Origin of the sequence: Alkalibacillus haloalkaliphilus, assembly GCF_007991275.1 — a bacterium.
In the GTDB taxonomy this organism is placed as follows: domain Bacteria; phylum Bacillota; class Bacilli; order Bacillales; family Alkalibacillaceae; genus Alkalibacillus; species Alkalibacillus haloalkaliphilus.
The window spans coordinates 26286-43588 of record NZ_BJYA01000014.1; the positions used below are offsets into that span (position 1 = coordinate 26286).

At 36.9% G+C, this 17303-nt stretch carries 18 protein-coding genes; 5 read left to right on the forward strand and 13 right to left on the reverse strand.

The window, feature by feature from the left end; all coding sequences use genetic code 11:
- Positions 1-5: 5 nt before the first annotated feature.
- Both pfkB and AHA02nite_RS10265 read right to left on the reverse strand, forming a co-directional pair.
- Positions 6-947, reverse strand: coding sequence for a 1-phosphofructokinase (gene pfkB / locus AHA02nite_RS10260; protein WP_146816999.1), 942 nt, complete (start codon positions 945-947; stop codon positions 6-8).
- Positions 948-949: 2 nt separating this feature from the next.
- Positions 950-1729, reverse strand: coding sequence for a DeoR/GlpR family DNA-binding transcription regulator (locus AHA02nite_RS10265; RefSeq protein ID WP_146817001.1), 780 nt, complete (start codon positions 1727-1729; stop codon positions 950-952).
- 171 nt (positions 1730-1900) lie between these two features.
- Between AHA02nite_RS10265 and ptsP the strand changes: the two genes are divergently transcribed.
- A complete protein-coding gene (gene ptsP / locus AHA02nite_RS10270; RefSeq protein WP_146817003.1) occupies positions 1901-3616 on the forward strand; it encodes a phosphoenolpyruvate--protein phosphotransferase in 1716 nt (571 codons plus the stop codon).
- A gap of 28 nt (positions 3617-3644) precedes the next feature.
- On the opposite strand, the gene AHA02nite_RS10275 is transcribed toward ptsP, so the two are convergent.
- The 7 genes from AHA02nite_RS10275 to AHA02nite_RS10300 all read right to left on the reverse strand — a co-directional run bounded on the left by AHA02nite_RS10275 (position 3645) and on the right by AHA02nite_RS10300 (position 8476).
- Complete coding sequence (locus AHA02nite_RS10275; RefSeq protein ID WP_146817005.1) at positions 3645-5060, reverse strand: DHA2 family efflux MFS transporter permease subunit; 1416 nt, start codon at positions 5058-5060, stop codon at positions 3645-3647.
- Positions 5061-5193: 133 nt separating this feature from the next.
- Positions 5194-5334, reverse strand: a complete 141-nt coding sequence (locus AHA02nite_RS15150; RefSeq protein WP_218025418.1) for a hypothetical protein — start codon at positions 5332-5334, stop codon at positions 5194-5196.
- Between the two features lie 63 nt (positions 5335-5397).
- Entirely contained in the window at positions 5398-6153 is a 756-nt protein-coding gene (locus AHA02nite_RS10280; protein WP_146817007.1) for a class I SAM-dependent methyltransferase, read from the reverse strand.
- 11 nt (positions 6154-6164) lie between these two features.
- The gene (locus AHA02nite_RS10285; RefSeq protein ID WP_170236065.1) at positions 6165-6437 is read right to left on the reverse strand and encodes a DUF3006 domain-containing protein; all 273 of its coding nucleotides are present in this window, start codon (positions 6435-6437) and stop codon (positions 6165-6167) included.
- Positions 6437-7693: an MBL fold metallo-hydrolase gene (locus tag AHA02nite_RS10290; RefSeq protein WP_246118847.1), complete on the reverse strand. Its 1257-nt coding sequence runs from the start codon at positions 7691-7693 to the stop codon at positions 6437-6439. Before AHA02nite_RS10290 ends, AHA02nite_RS10285 begins: the two co-directional genes overlap by 1 nt.
- A gap of 55 nt (positions 7694-7748) precedes the next feature.
- Entirely contained in the window at positions 7749-8021 is a 273-nt protein-coding gene (locus AHA02nite_RS10295; protein WP_170236066.1) for a DUF4190 domain-containing protein, read from the reverse strand.
- An 11-nt stretch (positions 8022-8032) separates the two neighbouring features.
- Positions 8033-8476, reverse strand: coding sequence for a hypothetical protein (locus AHA02nite_RS10300; RefSeq protein WP_146817013.1), 444 nt, complete (start codon positions 8474-8476; stop codon positions 8033-8035).
- A 118-nt stretch (positions 8477-8594) separates the two neighbouring features.
- Here AHA02nite_RS10300 and AHA02nite_RS10305 point away from each other — a divergent pair, with 118 nt between their 5' ends.
- Both AHA02nite_RS10305 and AHA02nite_RS10310 read left to right on the forward strand, forming a co-directional pair.
- Positions 8595-9611 carry a DUF2804 domain-containing protein gene (locus tag AHA02nite_RS10305; protein ID WP_146817015.1) on the forward strand — a complete coding sequence of 339 codons (1017 nt, stop codon included), beginning with the start codon at positions 8595-8597 and terminating at the stop codon, positions 9609-9611.
- Positions 9612-9686: 75 nt separating this feature from the next.
- Positions 9687-9956 (forward strand): hypothetical protein, encoded by a 270-nt coding sequence (locus AHA02nite_RS10310; protein ID WP_146817017.1) that lies wholly within the window; start codon positions 9687-9689, stop codon positions 9954-9956.
- A gap of 49 nt (positions 9957-10005) precedes the next feature.
- Here AHA02nite_RS10310 and AHA02nite_RS10315 read toward each other — a convergent pair whose 3' ends face one another.
- The 3 genes from AHA02nite_RS10315 to AHA02nite_RS10325 all read right to left on the reverse strand — a co-directional run bounded on the left by AHA02nite_RS10315 (position 10006) and on the right by AHA02nite_RS10325 (position 12731).
- Complete coding sequence (locus AHA02nite_RS10315) at positions 10006-11592, reverse strand: sensor domain-containing diguanylate cyclase (RefSeq protein WP_146817019.1); 1587 nt, start codon at positions 11590-11592, stop codon at positions 10006-10008.
- 107 nt (positions 11593-11699) lie between these two features.
- Positions 11700-12329 carry a YczE/YyaS/YitT family protein gene (locus tag AHA02nite_RS10320; protein WP_146817021.1) on the reverse strand — a complete coding sequence of 210 codons (630 nt, stop codon included), beginning with the start codon at positions 12327-12329 and terminating at the stop codon, positions 11700-11702.
- A 126-nt stretch (positions 12330-12455) separates the two neighbouring features.
- Positions 12456-12731 (reverse strand): hypothetical protein, encoded by a 276-nt coding sequence (locus tag AHA02nite_RS10325; protein WP_146817023.1) that lies wholly within the window; start codon positions 12729-12731, stop codon positions 12456-12458.
- Positions 12732-12887: 156 nt separating this feature from the next.
- On the opposite strand from AHA02nite_RS10325, the gene AHA02nite_RS10330 reads away from it, so the two are divergent.
- A complete protein-coding gene (locus AHA02nite_RS10330; protein ID WP_146817025.1) occupies positions 12888-14039 on the forward strand; it encodes a conserved virulence factor C family protein in 1152 nt (383 codons plus the stop codon).
- Positions 14040-14192: 153 nt separating this feature from the next.
- Entirely contained in the window at positions 14193-16244 is a 2052-nt protein-coding gene (locus AHA02nite_RS10335) for a methyl-accepting chemotaxis protein (protein WP_146817027.1), read from the forward strand.
- Between the two features lie 44 nt (positions 16245-16288).
- On the opposite strand, the gene AHA02nite_RS10340 is transcribed toward AHA02nite_RS10335, so the two are convergent.
- Positions 16289-17200: a TIGR01777 family oxidoreductase gene (locus AHA02nite_RS10340; RefSeq protein WP_146817029.1), complete on the reverse strand. Its 912-nt coding sequence runs from the start codon at positions 17198-17200 to the stop codon at positions 16289-16291.
- Positions 17201-17303: the final 103 nt, after the last annotated feature.

Genomic DNA, 17303 nt, shown 5'->3' on the forward strand with positions numbered 1-17303 from the left:
CCAAATTATTTAATAGCTTGAACATGAACCTGATCAACTAACTCTTCTATTTCAGCTAAGGTACAGACATTTGTACCTGCTTTTGATGCTGTAATTGTCCCTGCAGTCGTTGACCACTTTGATAATTGCTTTAATGAAAAATTATGATTAAGTGCATATACAATTGCACCTACCATCGAATCCCCTGCGCCAACAGTGCTTTTTGGGACTATCTTAAATGGATTCACTTCATAACTTTCTTCCCTACCTACAAACAGAGCTCCATCCGCCCCTAGAGAAACAATAACTAATTGGACACCACCCTCTACTAGCTGATGGGAAGCTTTCAGAACATCGTCTTTTGTTTCAAAACTTGTGTCATAAAGTTCCTCTAGTTCGTGAATATTAGGTTTGATTGCATATGGATTCGCTTTCAAACCTTCTCTAAGCGCGCTTCCACTTGCATCTAATATCGTTTTAACACCTTTTTGTTTAGCTAATTCAATATAGCGTCTATACTGATCATCGCCAATTCCTTTTGGGGTACTCCCTCCCAATACAAGGTAAGATGTGTCATTCAATAATTCATCAAATGTTTGATTGAATTTTAGAATATCTTTATCTTCAACTGAAAAGCCTGGTTCATTTATCTCAGTCGTTTGTTCTCTCGATTGATCAACAATTTTTAAATTAGTTCTAATATCTCCCTGAATATTCTGGAAAGCTGTATTAATTCCTAAACTTGTTAATTCTTCGACAAACTTTTGCCCAGATTGACCTGCTATATAACCAGTTGCTGTTACTGGTGTATTTAGTTGATTAAGAACTTTTGCTACGTTAACACCTTTACCTCCAGGATCGATAACTGGCTTGTGTGTCAAACGGTTTAAGCCACCTAATTCGAACGTTGGCAAAGTTATTGTCTTATCAATTGCTGGGTTAAGTGTCATCGTTAGCGGTTGTGTCATGCTCAATCCTCCTGAAGTAATACAATATCTAGTTTGACACCTCGTTGATGAAACTCCGATACGAAAGATTGGTCGACTTGTTCATCAGTTATAAATCGATCTATATCGTCAATGTCACCAAATTTCGCAAAAGTTACTTTTTCAAACTTACTATGATCAGCCAACACAATCACCTCTGATGATTGACTAATCATCGTACGTTTAGTAGATGCCTCTATTAAGTTTGGTGTCGTTAAACCGTCACTTAAATCTATACCATTCGTGCCGATGAACGCTTTATCAACATGTAAAAGACTTAACGTTTGATCTGTAATCGGTCCAACTAATGCTTGTGTCTCATGCCTTAACCTTCCACCAGGAACAACCACTTCGATCTGCGGAGAATCCTTTAATAGTTCTGAATGAACAACAGAGTTAGTGACAACTGTTAACGAAGAAAAATGTTTAATCTCATAAATTAAAGGTAATGTTGTTGTTCCGGCATCAATTAAGATTGTGTCACCTTCTTGAATATAACTTGCTGCACGAGTAGCAATTATTTGTTTTTCCTTTTGAAAGCGGTCTGCTTTTTCAGTGACAGTTGGTTCAAAGTTAACGCTTTCAAATGCAATAGCACCACCGTGTGTGCGTCTCAACAAATGGTCTTGTTCTAATTCACTTAAATCTCTTCGAATAGTTGACTCTGAAACATTAAATGCATCGCATAAATGTTGTACTGATGCACGCTTATGCTTCTCAACGTATGCATGAATTTTATTTTTTCGTTCTTCACTATATAGCATGGCGAAGCACCACCTATTCATTTTCATTTGATTGTTTTTGATTATTATTGACTGAATGTGATTGATTATGATTATAATAGATAGTGTAAGCGGTGTCAAAGAGTTATAAAGAGAAATTATATAATTATTATTGAATGTTTATGATTTTTTATTATAAGGAGATGAATGAATATGACCGATTTAAGAGGTATTGGTGCTTCCAAGGGAATTCAAATTGGAAAAGCATTCGTACTACAAAGTCCTAATCTAAGTGTAAAAGAGTATAAAGTTAATGATATTGATGAGGAATTAGTTCGTTTCGAGGAATCAATTAACCATGCTGTTAATGACCTAGAAAAAATTAAAGATCATGTAGAAAAAGAAATTGGCGAAGAACATGCAAAAATATTTAGCGCTCACTTACTCGTTTTGCAAGACCCTGAACTTCTAAATACTGTTAAAGATAAAATTAAATTAGAACAAATGAATGCTGAAAAAGCCTTACAAGATTCAGCAAATCAATTTATTACTATCTTCGAAAGTATGGATAACGAGTATATGAAAGAACGCGCTGCTGACATTCGTGATGTTTCAAAGCGTGTTATCTCCTATCTGTTAGGTGAACCATTAGTGACAACAAGCGATATCACAGATGAAGTTATTCTGATTGCCCATGATCTTCTTCCTTCTGATACAGCCCAATTAAACCGTAATTACACTAAAGGAATCATTACAGATATTGGTGGTCGAACTTCACACTCTGCCATTATGTCTCGCTCTATGGGAATACCTTCTGTTGTTGGTACCACTAATGCAACCGAAACCATTAAAGCGGGGACAACTGTTATCCTAGATGGTCAAAACGGAACGGTAATTGTTGAACCTAGCGAGGAAGAAATTGAATACTTTAAAGGAAAGATGGAGGAAGAGCAAGAGCGAGAAGAACAATTAAAACAGTTAATTAACCAGCCATCTGTATCATCTGACGGTCACCAAGTTGAATTGGCTGCTAATATAGGATCACCTAAAGATTTGGATACAGTCTTAGAAAATGATGCAGAAGGAGTCGGTCTTTTCCGAACAGAATTCTTATACATGGACCGTGATCGATTACCAACTGAGGAAGAACAGTTCGAAGCTTATAAAGAAGTATTGTCAACATTGGACGATAAGCCTGTCGTTATTCGTACACTAGATGTTGGCGGGGATAAAGATTTGCCTTACCTAAATCTACCAGAAGAACTAAATCCATTTTTAGGATTCCGTGCTATCCGTTTATGTTTAGAGCGTGATGATATATTCCGTGTACAACTTCGAGCTCTATTACGAGCAAGTGTTTATGGTAACTTAAAAGTTATGTTCCCAATGGTTGCAACACTTGAAGAATTTCGTGAAGCTAAAAAGATTTTGTTAGAAGAAAAAGAAAACTTATTAGCTGAGGAAATAGCTGTAAATGAGGATATTGAAGTTGGAATCATGGTCGAAATTCCATCAACAGCCGTTCTTGCTGATCAATTTGCTAAAGAAGTCGATTTCTTTAGCATTGGGACAAATGACTTAATCCAGTATACTTTAGCAGCTGACCGTATGAACGAAAACGTAAGCCATTTATACCAACCATATCATCCCGCGGTTTTACGCCTTATTAAGCAAGTTATTGATGCTGCTCACGAAGAGAACAAATGGACTGGTATGTGTGGCGAAATGGCCGGTGACGAAGTTGCAATTCCTATTTTATTAGGGCTAGGATTAGATGAATTTAGCATGAGCGCTTCAACTATTCTGGAAGCTCGCCATCAGATTAGAAACTTAAATTATGAAGAGATTGACCGTACAGTTGAAGACATATTAAATAAGAGAACTAACAACGAGGTTGAATCATATATAAACAAACATTTCATTAAATAAAAGTTGGGCGCAAAGATGCGCCCAACTTTTATTTTACTAACTCTTGATTTTCTTTTTTACTAATTCTCGTCATAAAGTAAGCTAAGACTAAACCTAATAATGAAAAGATTCCTGCTAAGAAGAACGAGGCGTTAACCCCTTGCAACTCCCCTTGGACCCCTTCACCTGGTACAGCTAAGGTCACCATGATCGTTACCATTAAAGCTGTACTAATCGCACCTGACATTTGTCTTAACGTATTGTTCATCGCTGAACCGTGTGATATTAACTTTTCTGGTAAGACATTTAAACCTGCTGTCGTAACAGGCATTAATACCATGGCGATCCCGAGCATTCTAAAAGCATTCACAGTCGCTAAATAAGTAAATGATGTATCAGGTGTCAAAACTGAGAACATAAATGTTGAAACGGTCGTTAATGTTAACCCCACATAAAGTAACCACTTCGGTCCAAACTTATCGAACATTCGCCCTGTAATAGGGTTCATAATCCCCATAAGGATTGCACCTGGTAACAACATGAGACCTGCTTCAAATGCAGTAAACCCTAACGTATTTTGCATCATGATCGGAAGGACAATTGCTCCACCAATCATTGAGAAAAATGCTGTCATTCCAATAGCTGTAGAGATCGTAAATATTTTATACTTAAAGATACGAAACTCTAAGATCGGTTGTTCAAGTTTCAATTGACGACTAATAAAGATTAATAAGGTTACAACACCTACCGCCATTGAGACGTAAACTTCTGGATGTGTCCAACCGACATTTCCTGCAACACTAAATCCGTATAATAAACCACCGAACCCAAGTGTTGATAAAATAATGGATAATACATCAATTTTCGGGAAATCACGCTTCGTTACATTTTTAAGAATAAAGTAAGCAACAATAATATCAATAATAGCAATCGGTAAAACAACCCAGAATAAACTTCTCCATACAAATTGCTCAACTAACCACCCTGATAACGTTGGTCCAATCGCAGGAGCAAATGAAATAACTAAACCGAAAATCCCCATAATTGAACCACGTTTTTCTATTGGGAAGATCAGAAAGATAATTGTTTGCATTAAAGGTAATATAATACCTGCACCTGCTGCTTGAAGTACTCTTCCACCTAATAGCACTTCAAAGTTAGGTGCAATTGCGCAGACGAGTGTACCGACAGTAAATGAGCCAATCGCTGTTAAAAATAAAGCCCTCGTCGTAAACCGTCCTATTAAAAAAGCAGTAACTGGTATCATAACACCATTAACGAGCATAAAAATCGATTGAAGCCACTGCGCTGTAGCTTCATCAATTTGTAAGTCTGTCATTATATGTGGCAAGGCTGTGCCTAGCAAAGTTTGGTTTAAAATAGCAACAAAAGCTCCTGATATAAGGACAATCATAAGAGGAACACGTTTTATGTTCTCCTTTTGTTGTTGGTCTTCTATCGACATCTTATTCCTTCTTTCATATGTAGATCTACTAATATTTAATATTAACAGAAAAACTTCGGTTTGCGAAGTAACAGAACTGTTAAGTCGCTCATTATAAAATAAACCACTAGATTAAATCTAGCGGTTTTCTTAATCACATCATATTAACCAAAGCCATCGATTCATCAATTAAGCCTCTGTTTTGGATAAAAGTAAACAAGAAGTAAATGACAAAGGCCATTACGACGACAATGCCGATTAAAATCCAAACCATCGTTTTACCTTTCATTTTCAAAGACATCGCCCCCACATCAATCATATTGATTACATTATAATCGTTATGACAATTCAAAAAAAGTTATCTCTTATATGCTTCATACGTTATTGTTTGCTCGGAGTTCGTTGGCTCAACACTATATTGATAATCAGCACTTATAACAATATCTTCAAACCCGACTTCTTTTAGCATTAACTTAAACTCTTCAACGCCATACCATTTGAGTGGAAATCGTTCTAACTCCGCTTCAACAAACTGTTGACGATGCCATTTTTCATATTTATGGTGAGCTACTGTAAACTGGTTTACAAAATCAACCTCAACTAGCTTTCGATCCAAAGTAATAACATCTCCATCTAATGTCATCCATTCACTCGTGTCAATACGCCCCTGTTCAAAATCAGTCGTTAAAAAGGTATCAAGAATTAACTTGCCACCTGATTCAAGATGTTTATAGAAATTACTTAAAGCTTGCATCGCTTGTTCACGATTTTCAATTAATAAGAAAGATCCTGCCGGTAAAATAATAGCTTCGTACCGCTCATCAATGGACATTGTATGCATACTTCCTTGAAATAGCCTTGTTGGAATTCCTCGAGCTTCACAGTGGTCTTTACATAATTCAAGCATATCAGCAGAAAGGTCCATCCCATCAACTTGATAACCAGATTCTATTAACGGGATCATTACTCTCCCTGTCCCGACTGCAGGCTCTAATATTCTACCTTCCACACCTTTCAATCGGTCTGAGTAATACTCAATATCTCCAAACGAATGGCCAATCGGTTTATCAAGATCATATACTTCAGTCGACAACTTATTATAAAATCCGTACATTGCTCCAACTCCTAGTTCTTTTTAAACTTGCTTCCTTTACTGTTTTTCCTTAGTCTATTTAGGCGGTTACTAATGGATTCTTCTTGTTCCTTAGTTTTCTCTTCATTAATAGTTAGCTTTACAATTTGATTACTTTCGATTCTTATATCATACCATATACCTTCTTGGCTTCCTTCTGGCAATTGTGAGATCGGCAAATGGAATGTTTGTTTAGTCGTTTCAACTAAAATGACGGCAGTTTGACCATCAACAATTTCATCTAATACACCTTGAACTTGCCCCATTATGAACCTCCTACACATGCTTCATCTTCTGATTTAATATCACCTAAGCGACCATCGCCAATTCCATATACTTGAGTCAGCTCTGAAACTGCATCAAATGGACGTAAATCAATAATATCAGCTGCTCGATCAGGACCAATGTGAACAATCGACTGAAGCTCTTCACTTGATGCTGTATTAAGATTAATACATTCAGAAGTACTGGTTGGTGGGCCTTCTTGTTGTTCTACCTCTTGATCTTGAGCTTCAACTTCCCCTGAATGTTGAGTCGCAACATTAATAGATTCACCATCTGTCGTAATCGTCACTGTACCGTTAACATCAGTTCCATACAAATCAATATTTTCATTCAACACTCTTTCTACAACTTCTTTATGCGGGTGACCATAACTGTTGTTAGCACCAGCAGAGTAGACTGCCACTTGCGGGTCGACAGTCTCTAAAAATGTTGGATTGGTTGAAGAACTTGACCCGTGGTGTCCAAGTTTTAAAACGTCAGCACTTAATTCATAGTCACCTTCAAGCATTGTCGCTTCTCCACGTTCTTCAGCATCCCCTGTAAATAAGAATGACACATTACCATATGTCATATGTGCTGAAATGGAATCGTCATTATAATCGCCCGTTAAAACATTTGGGTGTACAACATCCACATTTAGTGAACCAACTTCATACTCTTCACCAGCACGCGGTTCATGATAATTGACGTCACTTGTTTCAATTGCATTTATAGCACTCTCATATGTTTCCGAAGAGCCTTCATTACCTGTCATCCACACTTCATCTACATTAAAATTCTCTATTACTTCATCCATCTGTCCAATGTGATCAGCGTGAATATGAGTGCCAATGACTAGATCAATCACTTCAACATTTAAATCGTTTAAATAATGCGTGACATCACTACTTTGCCAATCCCCTGTATCAATTAAAACCTTATAAGTCTCACCTTCAAAATCATGTCGTATCAATGTAGAGTCCGCCTGACCGACATCGAAATAAAACACTTCTAGCTCACCTTGTACTTCTTGTTCTTGGTTGGTGGATTGTTCCGTCTCTTGTTTGTTAGAATTCTCTTCTTCAGTTGCTTCTTCATCCTCATCCTGTTCAACCTTTTCCGCCTCATCGATCGTTTCTTCCTTAGACGAATCGGTTTGCTCAACTGGATCATCACATGCTGCTAAAACTAGTAGAGCCGATATTAAAGCTGCTCCAACAACTACCCTCATGCCATCTTCCTCTCTTATATTATCCACCCTCTATTACACCAGTATCAAGGCTTCTCCGCAATGAGAGGAAAGTATTATAATCCTATGTAATTAGAAGTACGTAAATTAAAAAACTAACAGTAACCACTAAAGATACTAAGCTACATATTAAGCCCGCTCTTGCTAAACCTAATCCTGATTTACCGTTTTTACGAATTAAGCCAATAGTTACAATCCCCATCAATGTCCCAATAATACTAAATAAGATCGTCATGGTTGAGTAAGTTAGTAAGCCAATGACCGCTAATATTCCTAAGATCAATGATGCAATAGCTAGCCCACTTATTTCTTGGTTTCCCTGATTTTGCTGTGACAACATAACCCCTCCTACTTCATAATTTCACTTAACTTTTTAAAACCATACTTTTTGCCTCTGTCATAGTAGGTCACTGACCCACCAAGAGTAGACATAAGTACGAAAACTAATGTTAAAAATATTTTTATATTAATAGAAAGCTCAGCTAACCATAAGATCGGATTTAGACCATAAATTACATACGCTAAAAACACCATATACATATTAATCCATACAAATTGTATAGTAATGTAATAACTAATCCCTTGCCACCTTTTCCACTTACGTATTCGATCCCACCGCTTTTTTCTCGACTTCTCAATACGCCTTTCAAATACTGCAAAAGCTAATACAATAATAGACAAAGGAATAATAATGAGATAATAAATAACTGGTGCATGAATCTGTGATTCAACTGGTATCGCCATAAGGATCGTAATAGATAACAGCACAACAATTAACTTCCATAAAGACACTGTTCTTCCCCCTACAACCACTAATTTCCACCATCTTAACATAAAATTACTATACTTAGAGGAATTCGCAACCCAAAAATCGTATAACTACATAAATAGTTTTATGGAGGAATATGTCATGGTCAGTGAAGAAATATTAACCCCTGTTCAATTATGTGACCGTAATGGAACATTAAACAATGAAGCAATTGGGTGGTCTCGAACACCGCTCACTTCCTGTAATTTATCTGGAAGCTTTCTTCGTAAAAAGAAATGGAATTACTGGTGCTTCACAAGTGACGAAGCTTTATTCTCGGTTACAATCTCTCATTTAGATTATGCAGCTGTTATTTTTGCTTATGTTCTTGACTTAGAGACTTTAAATTTCAAAGAGCAAACAGTTGTCATGCCATTTGCTAAAGGAACAATTATGTCGGATAACGTTTGGGACTCAGCGTATTTTGAAAAAGACGGCATTACTGTTGAATTTGTCGAAACAGACGATTTAGCGAAAATTGACGTTCAATGGGAGGATTTTCATGAAGGGAAATCATTACAAGCTCATTTAGTCGTTGACCGAGCGTGTGAATTTGACACATTAAACGTTGTGATCCCTTGGAGTGATAAACGATTCCAATTCACATCCAAACAAGTTGCCTTGCCTGTTCGGGGTGAAGTTAAATGGTACGCTGGTACTTATTCTTTTCAACCTACTTACGCCTTTGCCACTCTCGATTTCGGAAGAGGAAAATGGCCTTATCATTCAAAATGGAACTGGGGTGCTGCTTCTGGTTTTACTGGGGATACACGAATTGGCATTAACCTTGGAGGGCAATGGACTGATGGGACCGGACAAACTGAAAATGGATTAATTATTGATGGACGCCTTCATAAAGTGGATGAACAACTTGACTGGATTTATGACCACCATAATTATATGAAACCGTGGATCATCCAAACACCTCAATCAAGACGGATCAAGCTATTGTTTGAACCATTGTTTGAACGAAAAGCACGAACAAATTCAGGGGTAGTTAAATCAAGCGTAAATCAATTAATCGGCTACTATTCGGGAACCGTTCAGCTACACGAAGGAGACGAAATAGAAATTACAAACCTTCTCGGTTGGGCTGAAGACCATGAAGCGAAATGGTAAATTAATAATAAATTAGTCTGCAGTAGCGTATGATTTAATAGTGTCACTTACGCTAGATGTTTAGGGGCTGATTGTTTGGGCTTTCAACACTACTTCATACTGCTTCTTGTTACAGCGCTGTTAGCTCTCATTTTGCGAGTTGTCCAGATTCGCAGTTTTACTCGTATTGAAATTTATATATTCGTTTTTGGACCACTTCTAGCAATGAGTGTCATTATGCTCTTTTTTGCACTAGTAGACTTAAACCGTGATGTATTTTTCCCTGTTGGTCAAATAATGGCGATCTACTCAGCCATTGGTCTTGGTGCTGGCTATATATTTTCCACTTTAATCGACCGGTTTTAAAAAGAACAACACCCCCACAAACCAACAGATATGGTAAGCGGGGGTATTTCTAACTTTTAAATTGATTAATAAGTTTACTTATTGGATTGTTGGTGATCGACTTCACTTCTGGAAGATCTTCATGATACAACTGATATGTGTTTTTCCCTTTACTTTTGGCATAATACATTGCGTGATCGGCTTGATCTAACAACACATCAAGGACCTCATTATCATGTGGATAATGACTAACTCCAATACTTGGTGATACAAGTACTTCCTCACCTTTTATAGCAATCGGTCTTGAGAGTTGTTCAATAATACGCTCTGCAACATCTTTAGCCCCTTCTTCACCTATATTTTCTAAAATAACGACAAACTCATCCCCACCATATCGTGATACGAAATCTTCTTCTCTCAAGCAGCTAACAAAACGTGTGGCAACCACTTTCAATAACTCATCACCAGATTCATGACCTAATTGATCATTAACCTCTTTAAAACCGTCTAAATCAATAAACATAACAGCCAACACTTCGCCCTTACGGCTTGCACGCGCCATTGCTTTCTTTAAATGCATATCTAACAATTTACGATTAGGTAAATCTGTCAGCTCATCATAATAGGCCATTTGTTTTAACTGGTCTTCCAGCTGTTTTCTTTCGGTAATTTCTCTCGATACGAGTAAAATTTCATCTGGTACTAACGCTGAATTGGAAGTTTGTTGTTCGATCGGTGAACCTAATACTTCAATCCATATCCAGCCGCGCTCTCGATGCTTCACGCGGTACTCCGCCTCTTTTGTCTCTCCCGTTAAGAGAATATCATCATATAAGTGTTGCATTATTTTTTGATCATCAGGATGGACAAAGCTTAGCGCTTCCTCCTTAGTAAACATTTCTTGCGGATAGCCTAAAACGGTTTCATGCGAAGGTGAAACATAAGTTAAACGGCCCACCTTATCAATAATAACAATTAAGTCACTCATATTTTTAGCAATCATTTCATATTTTCGATTCGTTTCAGCTAACGCCTGCTCCATTTGTTTTCGCTTCGTAATATCACGAGCCACAGAAACTGCACCTACAGTATGCCCTTTATCATCTAATAGACATTTTGCGTTAACTGATAAGTATTTCTTCACACCATTTTTAGACATAACATATAATTGTTGGTCTTGCACTTTCTCGCCTCTTAAAGCACGCATAAGTGGTAGTTGTTTAGGTTCAATACTCACTTCAGATTGCGGATCCAAATATGTCACATAAGATGTCCATTCTTCAAATGGAATGTAGTGATTATAATCTAAATCAATATAGTCATTAATGATGTTATTCTTTTTCGTTAAGTTCCCTTGTCCATCAACAACAGAAACACCTTCATACATATTTTCAAAAATATTTTCCATAAACGCTTCTTTTTTCTCTAATTCTTTTAAATGTCTCTGAATCTGTTTTAAAAAAACAAATACGACCGGCGCTACTATAAACAAGACATACATTAAATCAAATAAAACTGGCCAATCACTTCCACTCCATTGTTGTTCGCCAAACAACAACTCAACAATTCGATCAGCAAACTGACCAACTAATAAAAGTGCAAGTATAATTAGAAATTTGGAACCTATTTTATACTGTGTCATTTGTCTTTGACTCATATTTACCCCCAAAACCTCAGATCATAAATTAACATAGAAAAAACTAGTTATTTAATTACCTTTAAATAACTAGTTTAAACGTCTTAATCCTAAAGGACTAATACCACCTAAGTATTAGGTTCAGCTTCTCCTGCTAGGATTGATTTTATTTTGCCAAACTGTTTAAAGAACAACTGCACTAATGGTCCAATACCGAACGCTACGATAATAGTACCAATACCAATCGGTCCACCTATTACAAACGCGATAATGAGTACAATAATTTCTAATCCAGATTTAGAAACAGCTAAACTTAACCCTGTGCGATAATGTACTGCCATCATTAAGTTATCGATTGGATTACGTGCAAAGTTAAGTTGTAAATACATACCAATACCTGCACCCATTCCAAGAACACCTAGTCCTAATAGACCAATACGTGCTGCCATTTCAGTAATAATCACACCATCAAAAACAACTAAAAGCCAAAAATCAATAAATACACCTATTAAGAAGATCGTAAGAATTGCTGAGTAATCGAACTTACTTCTTAATAAAAATTTATTTATAATAATTAACAAAATACCAACTGTAAAAATCCACGTACCAACTGTAAAACCAATTAAATCTGATAGTCCTACAAATAGCGCATCCCATGCACCAACTCCTAAATCAGACAAAATCAGCATTGTAACACCAAATGAAAGTGTGATCATGCCTAGTACGTAAAACATTATTGAATATATTAAGCCCTTCATCAAAAAACACCTTTTTCCTTTAGTATGATAAACAACTAGGTAATCATACCACAGAAAAAATCAGCCACACAATACTATTGTGCAACTGGCATAAATTTGTTGAGATATTGGTTTATTTTAACTCAACTACCCTAAAATGCTAGATAAAAGCAAATTGAAAAAAGCATATCCAAACAAAGCTAAACTAAATATAAGTAAACCATATATTAAATATAAATCCCTTTCTTCTTTCGGTTCTTTAATCCACATTCTCAACTCATAAATCGCATAAGCAAAACCACCAACAAAAATCATGACCCAAAACCAATGTGTTGAGAAGAAAAACATGAAGAAAAGATAAATCGTCAACAACACAACTATGACTATATTTGTGATTGAATTAAATGGATAGGGTTGGTTCATCGTCTACTCCTCCACTAACTTTTTAAATACTTTACCCGTTCTACTAATATTATATGTTTATTTATTTCGATTGTATGATGACATTTGTGGGAGTTTCGTCAGTAAAATGTTGATTGTGATAAAATAGGGGTAACTAATTTTGTGAGGGGGAACTATATGAAGATCATCTCAATCGAACCAACTCCTAGCCCTTATTCTATGAAGATTAATGTTGATAAAACATTACCCGATATGCAAACAGAGACTTTCAAAAGAGACGATGATTTATCATCTGCTCCCGAATACGTTCGTCAATTGTTTAAGGTTGAAGGTGTAAAAGAACTTTATCGAGTGATTGATTTTATCGCTTTAGAACGTGACCCTAAAGTTGAATGGGAAGCTATTCTCCCATCAGTTAAAGAAGCATTAGGAGCAACTGATAACGATCAAGAAGCATCTGGTACTCAGCCTCAACCAGAAGATGAGGATTTTGGTGAAGTGAAAATTTCCATTCAAATGTTTAGAGGCATACCGATGCAAGTTAAGCTTGAAGAAAACGAAGACGAGAAAAGGTTTGGACTATCACAGCGCTTTACCGACGCGGCCATGCAAGCATCAAAAGAGTCGACAAACATGTTAATGGAGCGTAAATGGGTTGAACAGGACCCGCGATACGGAGACCCCAATGAGGTTGGGCAAGATATCGTCGATGAGATTGAAGCAACTTATGATGAAAAACGGTTAAATACGTTAGTGAAACTGGCAACATCAGATCAACAAGCTGATGCAAGCCAAGCGAAAGTATTAGAGCCACTAACTGAAGATAAGCTACAACAAGATGATTGGAAAGCGCGTTACGCTGCACTCGATCGTATGCCTGACCCTACAATTGATGATTTACCATTGTTAGGCCAAGCATTAGACGACCCTAAAATGTCTATTCGCCGTTTAGCGACTGCGTATTTAGGTATGGTGGAAGACCGTCAAACACTATCTTATTTATATAAAGCTTTAGAAGATAAAACAGTGACAGTTAGACGAACAGCTGGTGATTGCCTTTCAGACTTAGGATTCACTGAAGCTATTCCAATTATGATTGAAGGATTAGAAGACAAAAGCCGAATCATTCGTTGGCGAGCGGCGATGTTTCTATATGAGTATGGTGATGAGACAGCAATCCCAGCATTAGAAAAGGCTTTAGAAGACCCTGAATTCGAAGTACGTATGCAAGCAAAAATGGCACTATCACGCATTCAAGAAGGTGAAGCAGCACAAGGGTCTATTTGGAAACAGATGACTGAAATGACTAAAATGAAAAAAGATCAATAATCCACCAACCACTTGTCGTATGACAAGTGGTTTTTTATTCGCTACACACTTCTCAATATAAGTCTTTCGTTTTACGACAAATTTCTTGTTTTTTTGACACGATAAGTCTAAAGTGTTAAATTTATTTTGAATAAATTTAACTGGAGGTTAATTATGAACGGGACTTCGAGCTTAAAACGAAAGTTATTACTTATCTTTATCCCACTGACAGTTGTTGGGTTAGCAATGTTCATGCTCTTTTCATACAACATATCCAAAACCCAATTAGATGAAGAAATTGAACACCGAATTACAAACTTACAAAACAGCTCTGTTAATCAGATTGAAGAACGTTTTGCAAGTCACGAACAATTAGCTGAATCAATTGCTGGAACAGTTTCAGCTACTGGAGATTCAGTTAACGAAGGTGCATACATAGAACTGCTAGAACGTAACATCATAACCAATACTGACACATTCGGTTCTGGAATATGGTTTGAGCCTTATGCTTATGACGAAGATACTGAATACGTCGGACCTTACGTATACAAAGATGGAGGCTCTACCGTATACACTGACGTATATGAAGATCCAGAATATGACTATCCAAGCTGGGAATGGTACGAACAAGCTGAAGGTGCTGAAGGTGCTGTATGGGGAGATCCATATTTCGATGAAGCATCAGACATCACAATGGTTACGACTACTGTGCCTTTTGAAGATCGTTTCGGCAACTTCAATGGTGTTGTAACAGCTGACATTGATTTAACTCAAATCCAAAATATCATCTCAGAAATACAAGTCTATGATACAGGTTGGGCGTTTAGTTTTGATAATACTGGCCAAATGATTGCACACGTTGATGATTCGATCGTCATGAACAGTTCAATAGAAGAAGTTGATGCTTTCGCTAATTATAGCGAACAGCTATTAGACGATGATGAAGGTCAATTTGCAGCTGAACTGAATAACGGAACAAACCGTGTTTATTACACAACAATCCCTAGTACAGGTTGGACAATTGGAATTGCTGTACCTGAAAGTGAAGTATATGCATCATTAAATGAAATGTTATTCCAACAAATAATTATTGGTGTGATCGTTATTTCACTACTAGCTTTAGGTATTTACATTTTTGCTAACCGGATTGCAAAGCCTATTACGACTTTACGAGAGAAAATGGATGAAGTAGCCAATGGTAATTTAACCGTGCAAGCTGAACACAATTCGAAGGATGAGATCGGCTTTTTATATGAACATTTTAATAAAATGGTTTATAACATGAAGAATTTAATTCAACGCACAAATGAATCTGCCGAAGTCATTCGTTCATCAGCTGAAAACTTCAGTGCTGTATCTGAAGAAACGACGGCTTCTAATGAAGAAATACAAGGAACAATGGATGAAATTGCAAACGGTGCACAACAATCTGCGGAAAGCTTAGACACAATGACTGAACAAATCAATCAATTGAGTGAACAGATTGAGTCTATCTCTAATAGCAGTGTAACGATGAATCAATTGGCTGACGAAGCAAATACCGTTAATCAAAAAGGGCTTAGCCAGATGAATCAACTATCTGAGTACTCTACAGAGTCTAAACAACAATTTGAACAAGCAGAAAGTGTTGTACAAGAGCTTAATAATCAAATTCAAAAAATTAGCGACTTTATTTATACGATTAATGATATCTCAGAGCAAACAAACTTACTTGCATTAAATGCTTCAATCGAAGCTGCCCGTGCTGGTGAAGATGGTAAAGGGTTTGCCGTAGTTGCTGATGAAGTTCGAAAACTTGCCGAACAATCATCTCAGTCAACTGAAGAGATCCGTAAAATAATAGAAAATGTAAAAGGTCAATCCAACCAGGCGATTAACCAAATGAATGAAGCTAAAGCAACAACTGATTCACAAAACGAAATCGTTGAAACGACTGTACAAGTCTTTAACGATATCGGTAGTTCCGTACAAAACATTACGAAAAGTGTTGAGCAAAACGTTCAAGCCATTCAAGATATGAGCCAATATAAAGATCATGTTGTTTCATCAGTAGAAACCATCTCTTCTAATATTCAGGAAACAGCCGCTTCTAATGAAGAGATTAGCGCAACAATTGATGAGCAGACAAACGCCTTACAATCATTAGCCAACTCCGCTGAAGAACTTAACTCTTCTAGCGAACATTTAAATGAGTTGATCAATGAGTTTAAATTAAATAATAAATAATAAAATAAGGTCCATTCACAAAGTGAGTGGACCTTTTTATTACGTTATACCAACTCTTTTAAGGTTTCTCTTAAATTCGTATATTGAAATTGAAACCCTTCTTCTTCTAACTTTCTTGGAACACAATTCCTTCCTGTTAAAGCAAGGCTTGGTTCAGTTCGCATCACCGTATAGGCTCCAAGCCAAACAAAAGGTGTAGGCGCTGGTGGAGCCCAGCCTTTCCCCATCGCTTGCCTTAATTCACGCATAAACGTTTGATTAGTTACAGGATTTGGACCTGTCGCATTGTATATACCGTTATAACGTTCATCTTCAATTGCCTCATGAAACATTTTATTTAAATCATCAATATGAAGCCAACTTATGTATTGTTTACCTGAGCCAACAGTGCCTCCTAGCCCTAAACGTGCAAGCTTTTCTAACGGTTCTAGTGCACCACCATTTTGACCGAGGACAAAGCCTATTCTAAACAAGACTTGTCGTGTTTCATCAAACGTTTGATCAAAAAACGCCTCTTCCCATTTCTCACAAACTTCTACAGAAAACCCATCACCATGAGGGGCGTTTTCATCACACTCTTCACGAGTATCACCGTAAATAGCTAAAGAACCTGCTTGAATAAGAGCTGATGGAGGATTCTCAGCCTGATTGATCGCATCACTTACAACATGAACTGAATTCAATCTTGATGAGACAATTTCTTCTTTGTTCGCCTTAGTATAAATACAATTTACACTTTTACCTGTAAAATTAACAACCGCGAAGCTACCATCCACTTCAGTAGCCCAATCACCTAAAGTTGCACCATCCCACTGGACATAGCGAACTCCATTCTCAGAAACCTTAGAACCATTTCTCGTTAAAATAATAACATCATAACCCTCTTCAACTAAATAATCAGCTAAAGATGTTCCTAAAAAACCGGATCCGCCTGCAAGTATAACGCGCTTTCGCATTTAATCACTCCCCTCCATTTAATTTAACACATAATGACACTAATTTCTTCCATTCACTGTTAACTCCCTACATTACCAAAAAAATCGCCAGAACACATTCCGG

Coding starts and splice junctions, on each gene's coding strand:
- pfkB (WP_146816999.1), bottom strand. CDS start 947: ATGACACAACCGCTAACGATGACACTTAACCCAGCAATTGATAAGACA.
- AHA02nite_RS10265 (WP_146817001.1), bottom strand. CDS start 1,729: ATGCTATATAGTGAAGAACGAAAAAATAAAATTCATGCATACGTTGAG.
- ptsP (WP_146817003.1), top strand. CDS start 1,901: ATGACCGATTTAAGAGGTATTGGTGCTTCCAAGGGAATTCAAATTGGA.
- AHA02nite_RS10275 (WP_146817005.1), bottom strand. CDS start 5,060: ATGTCGATAGAAGACCAACAACAAAAGGAGAACATAAAACGTGTTCCT.
- AHA02nite_RS10280 (WP_146817007.1), bottom strand. CDS start 6,153: ATGTACGGATTTTATAATAAGTTGTCGACTGAAGTATATGATCTTGAT.
- AHA02nite_RS10285 (WP_170236065.1), bottom strand. CDS start 6,437: ATGGGGCAAGTTCAAGGTGTATTAGATGAAATTGTTGATGGTCAAACT.
- AHA02nite_RS10305 (WP_146817015.1), top strand. CDS start 8,595: ATGGTCAGTGAAGAAATATTAACCCCTGTTCAATTATGTGACCGTAAT.
- AHA02nite_RS10315 (WP_146817019.1), bottom strand. CDS start 11,592: ATGAGTCAAAGACAAATGACACAGTATAAAATAGGTTCCAAATTTCTA.
- AHA02nite_RS10320 (WP_146817021.1), bottom strand. CDS start 12,329: ATGAAGGGCTTAATATATTCAATAATGTTTTACGTACTAGGCATGATC.
- AHA02nite_RS10325 (WP_146817023.1), bottom strand. CDS start 12,731: ATGAACCAACCCTATCCATTTAATTCAATCACAAATATAGTCATAGTT.
- AHA02nite_RS10330 (WP_146817025.1), top strand. CDS start 12,888: ATGAAGATCATCTCAATCGAACCAACTCCTAGCCCTTATTCTATGAAG.
- AHA02nite_RS10335 (WP_146817027.1), top strand. CDS start 14,193: ATGAACGGGACTTCGAGCTTAAAACGAAAGTTATTACTTATCTTTATC.
- AHA02nite_RS10340 (WP_146817029.1), bottom strand. CDS start 17,200: ATGCGAAAGCGCGTTATACTTGCAGGCGGATCCGGTTTTTTAGGAACA.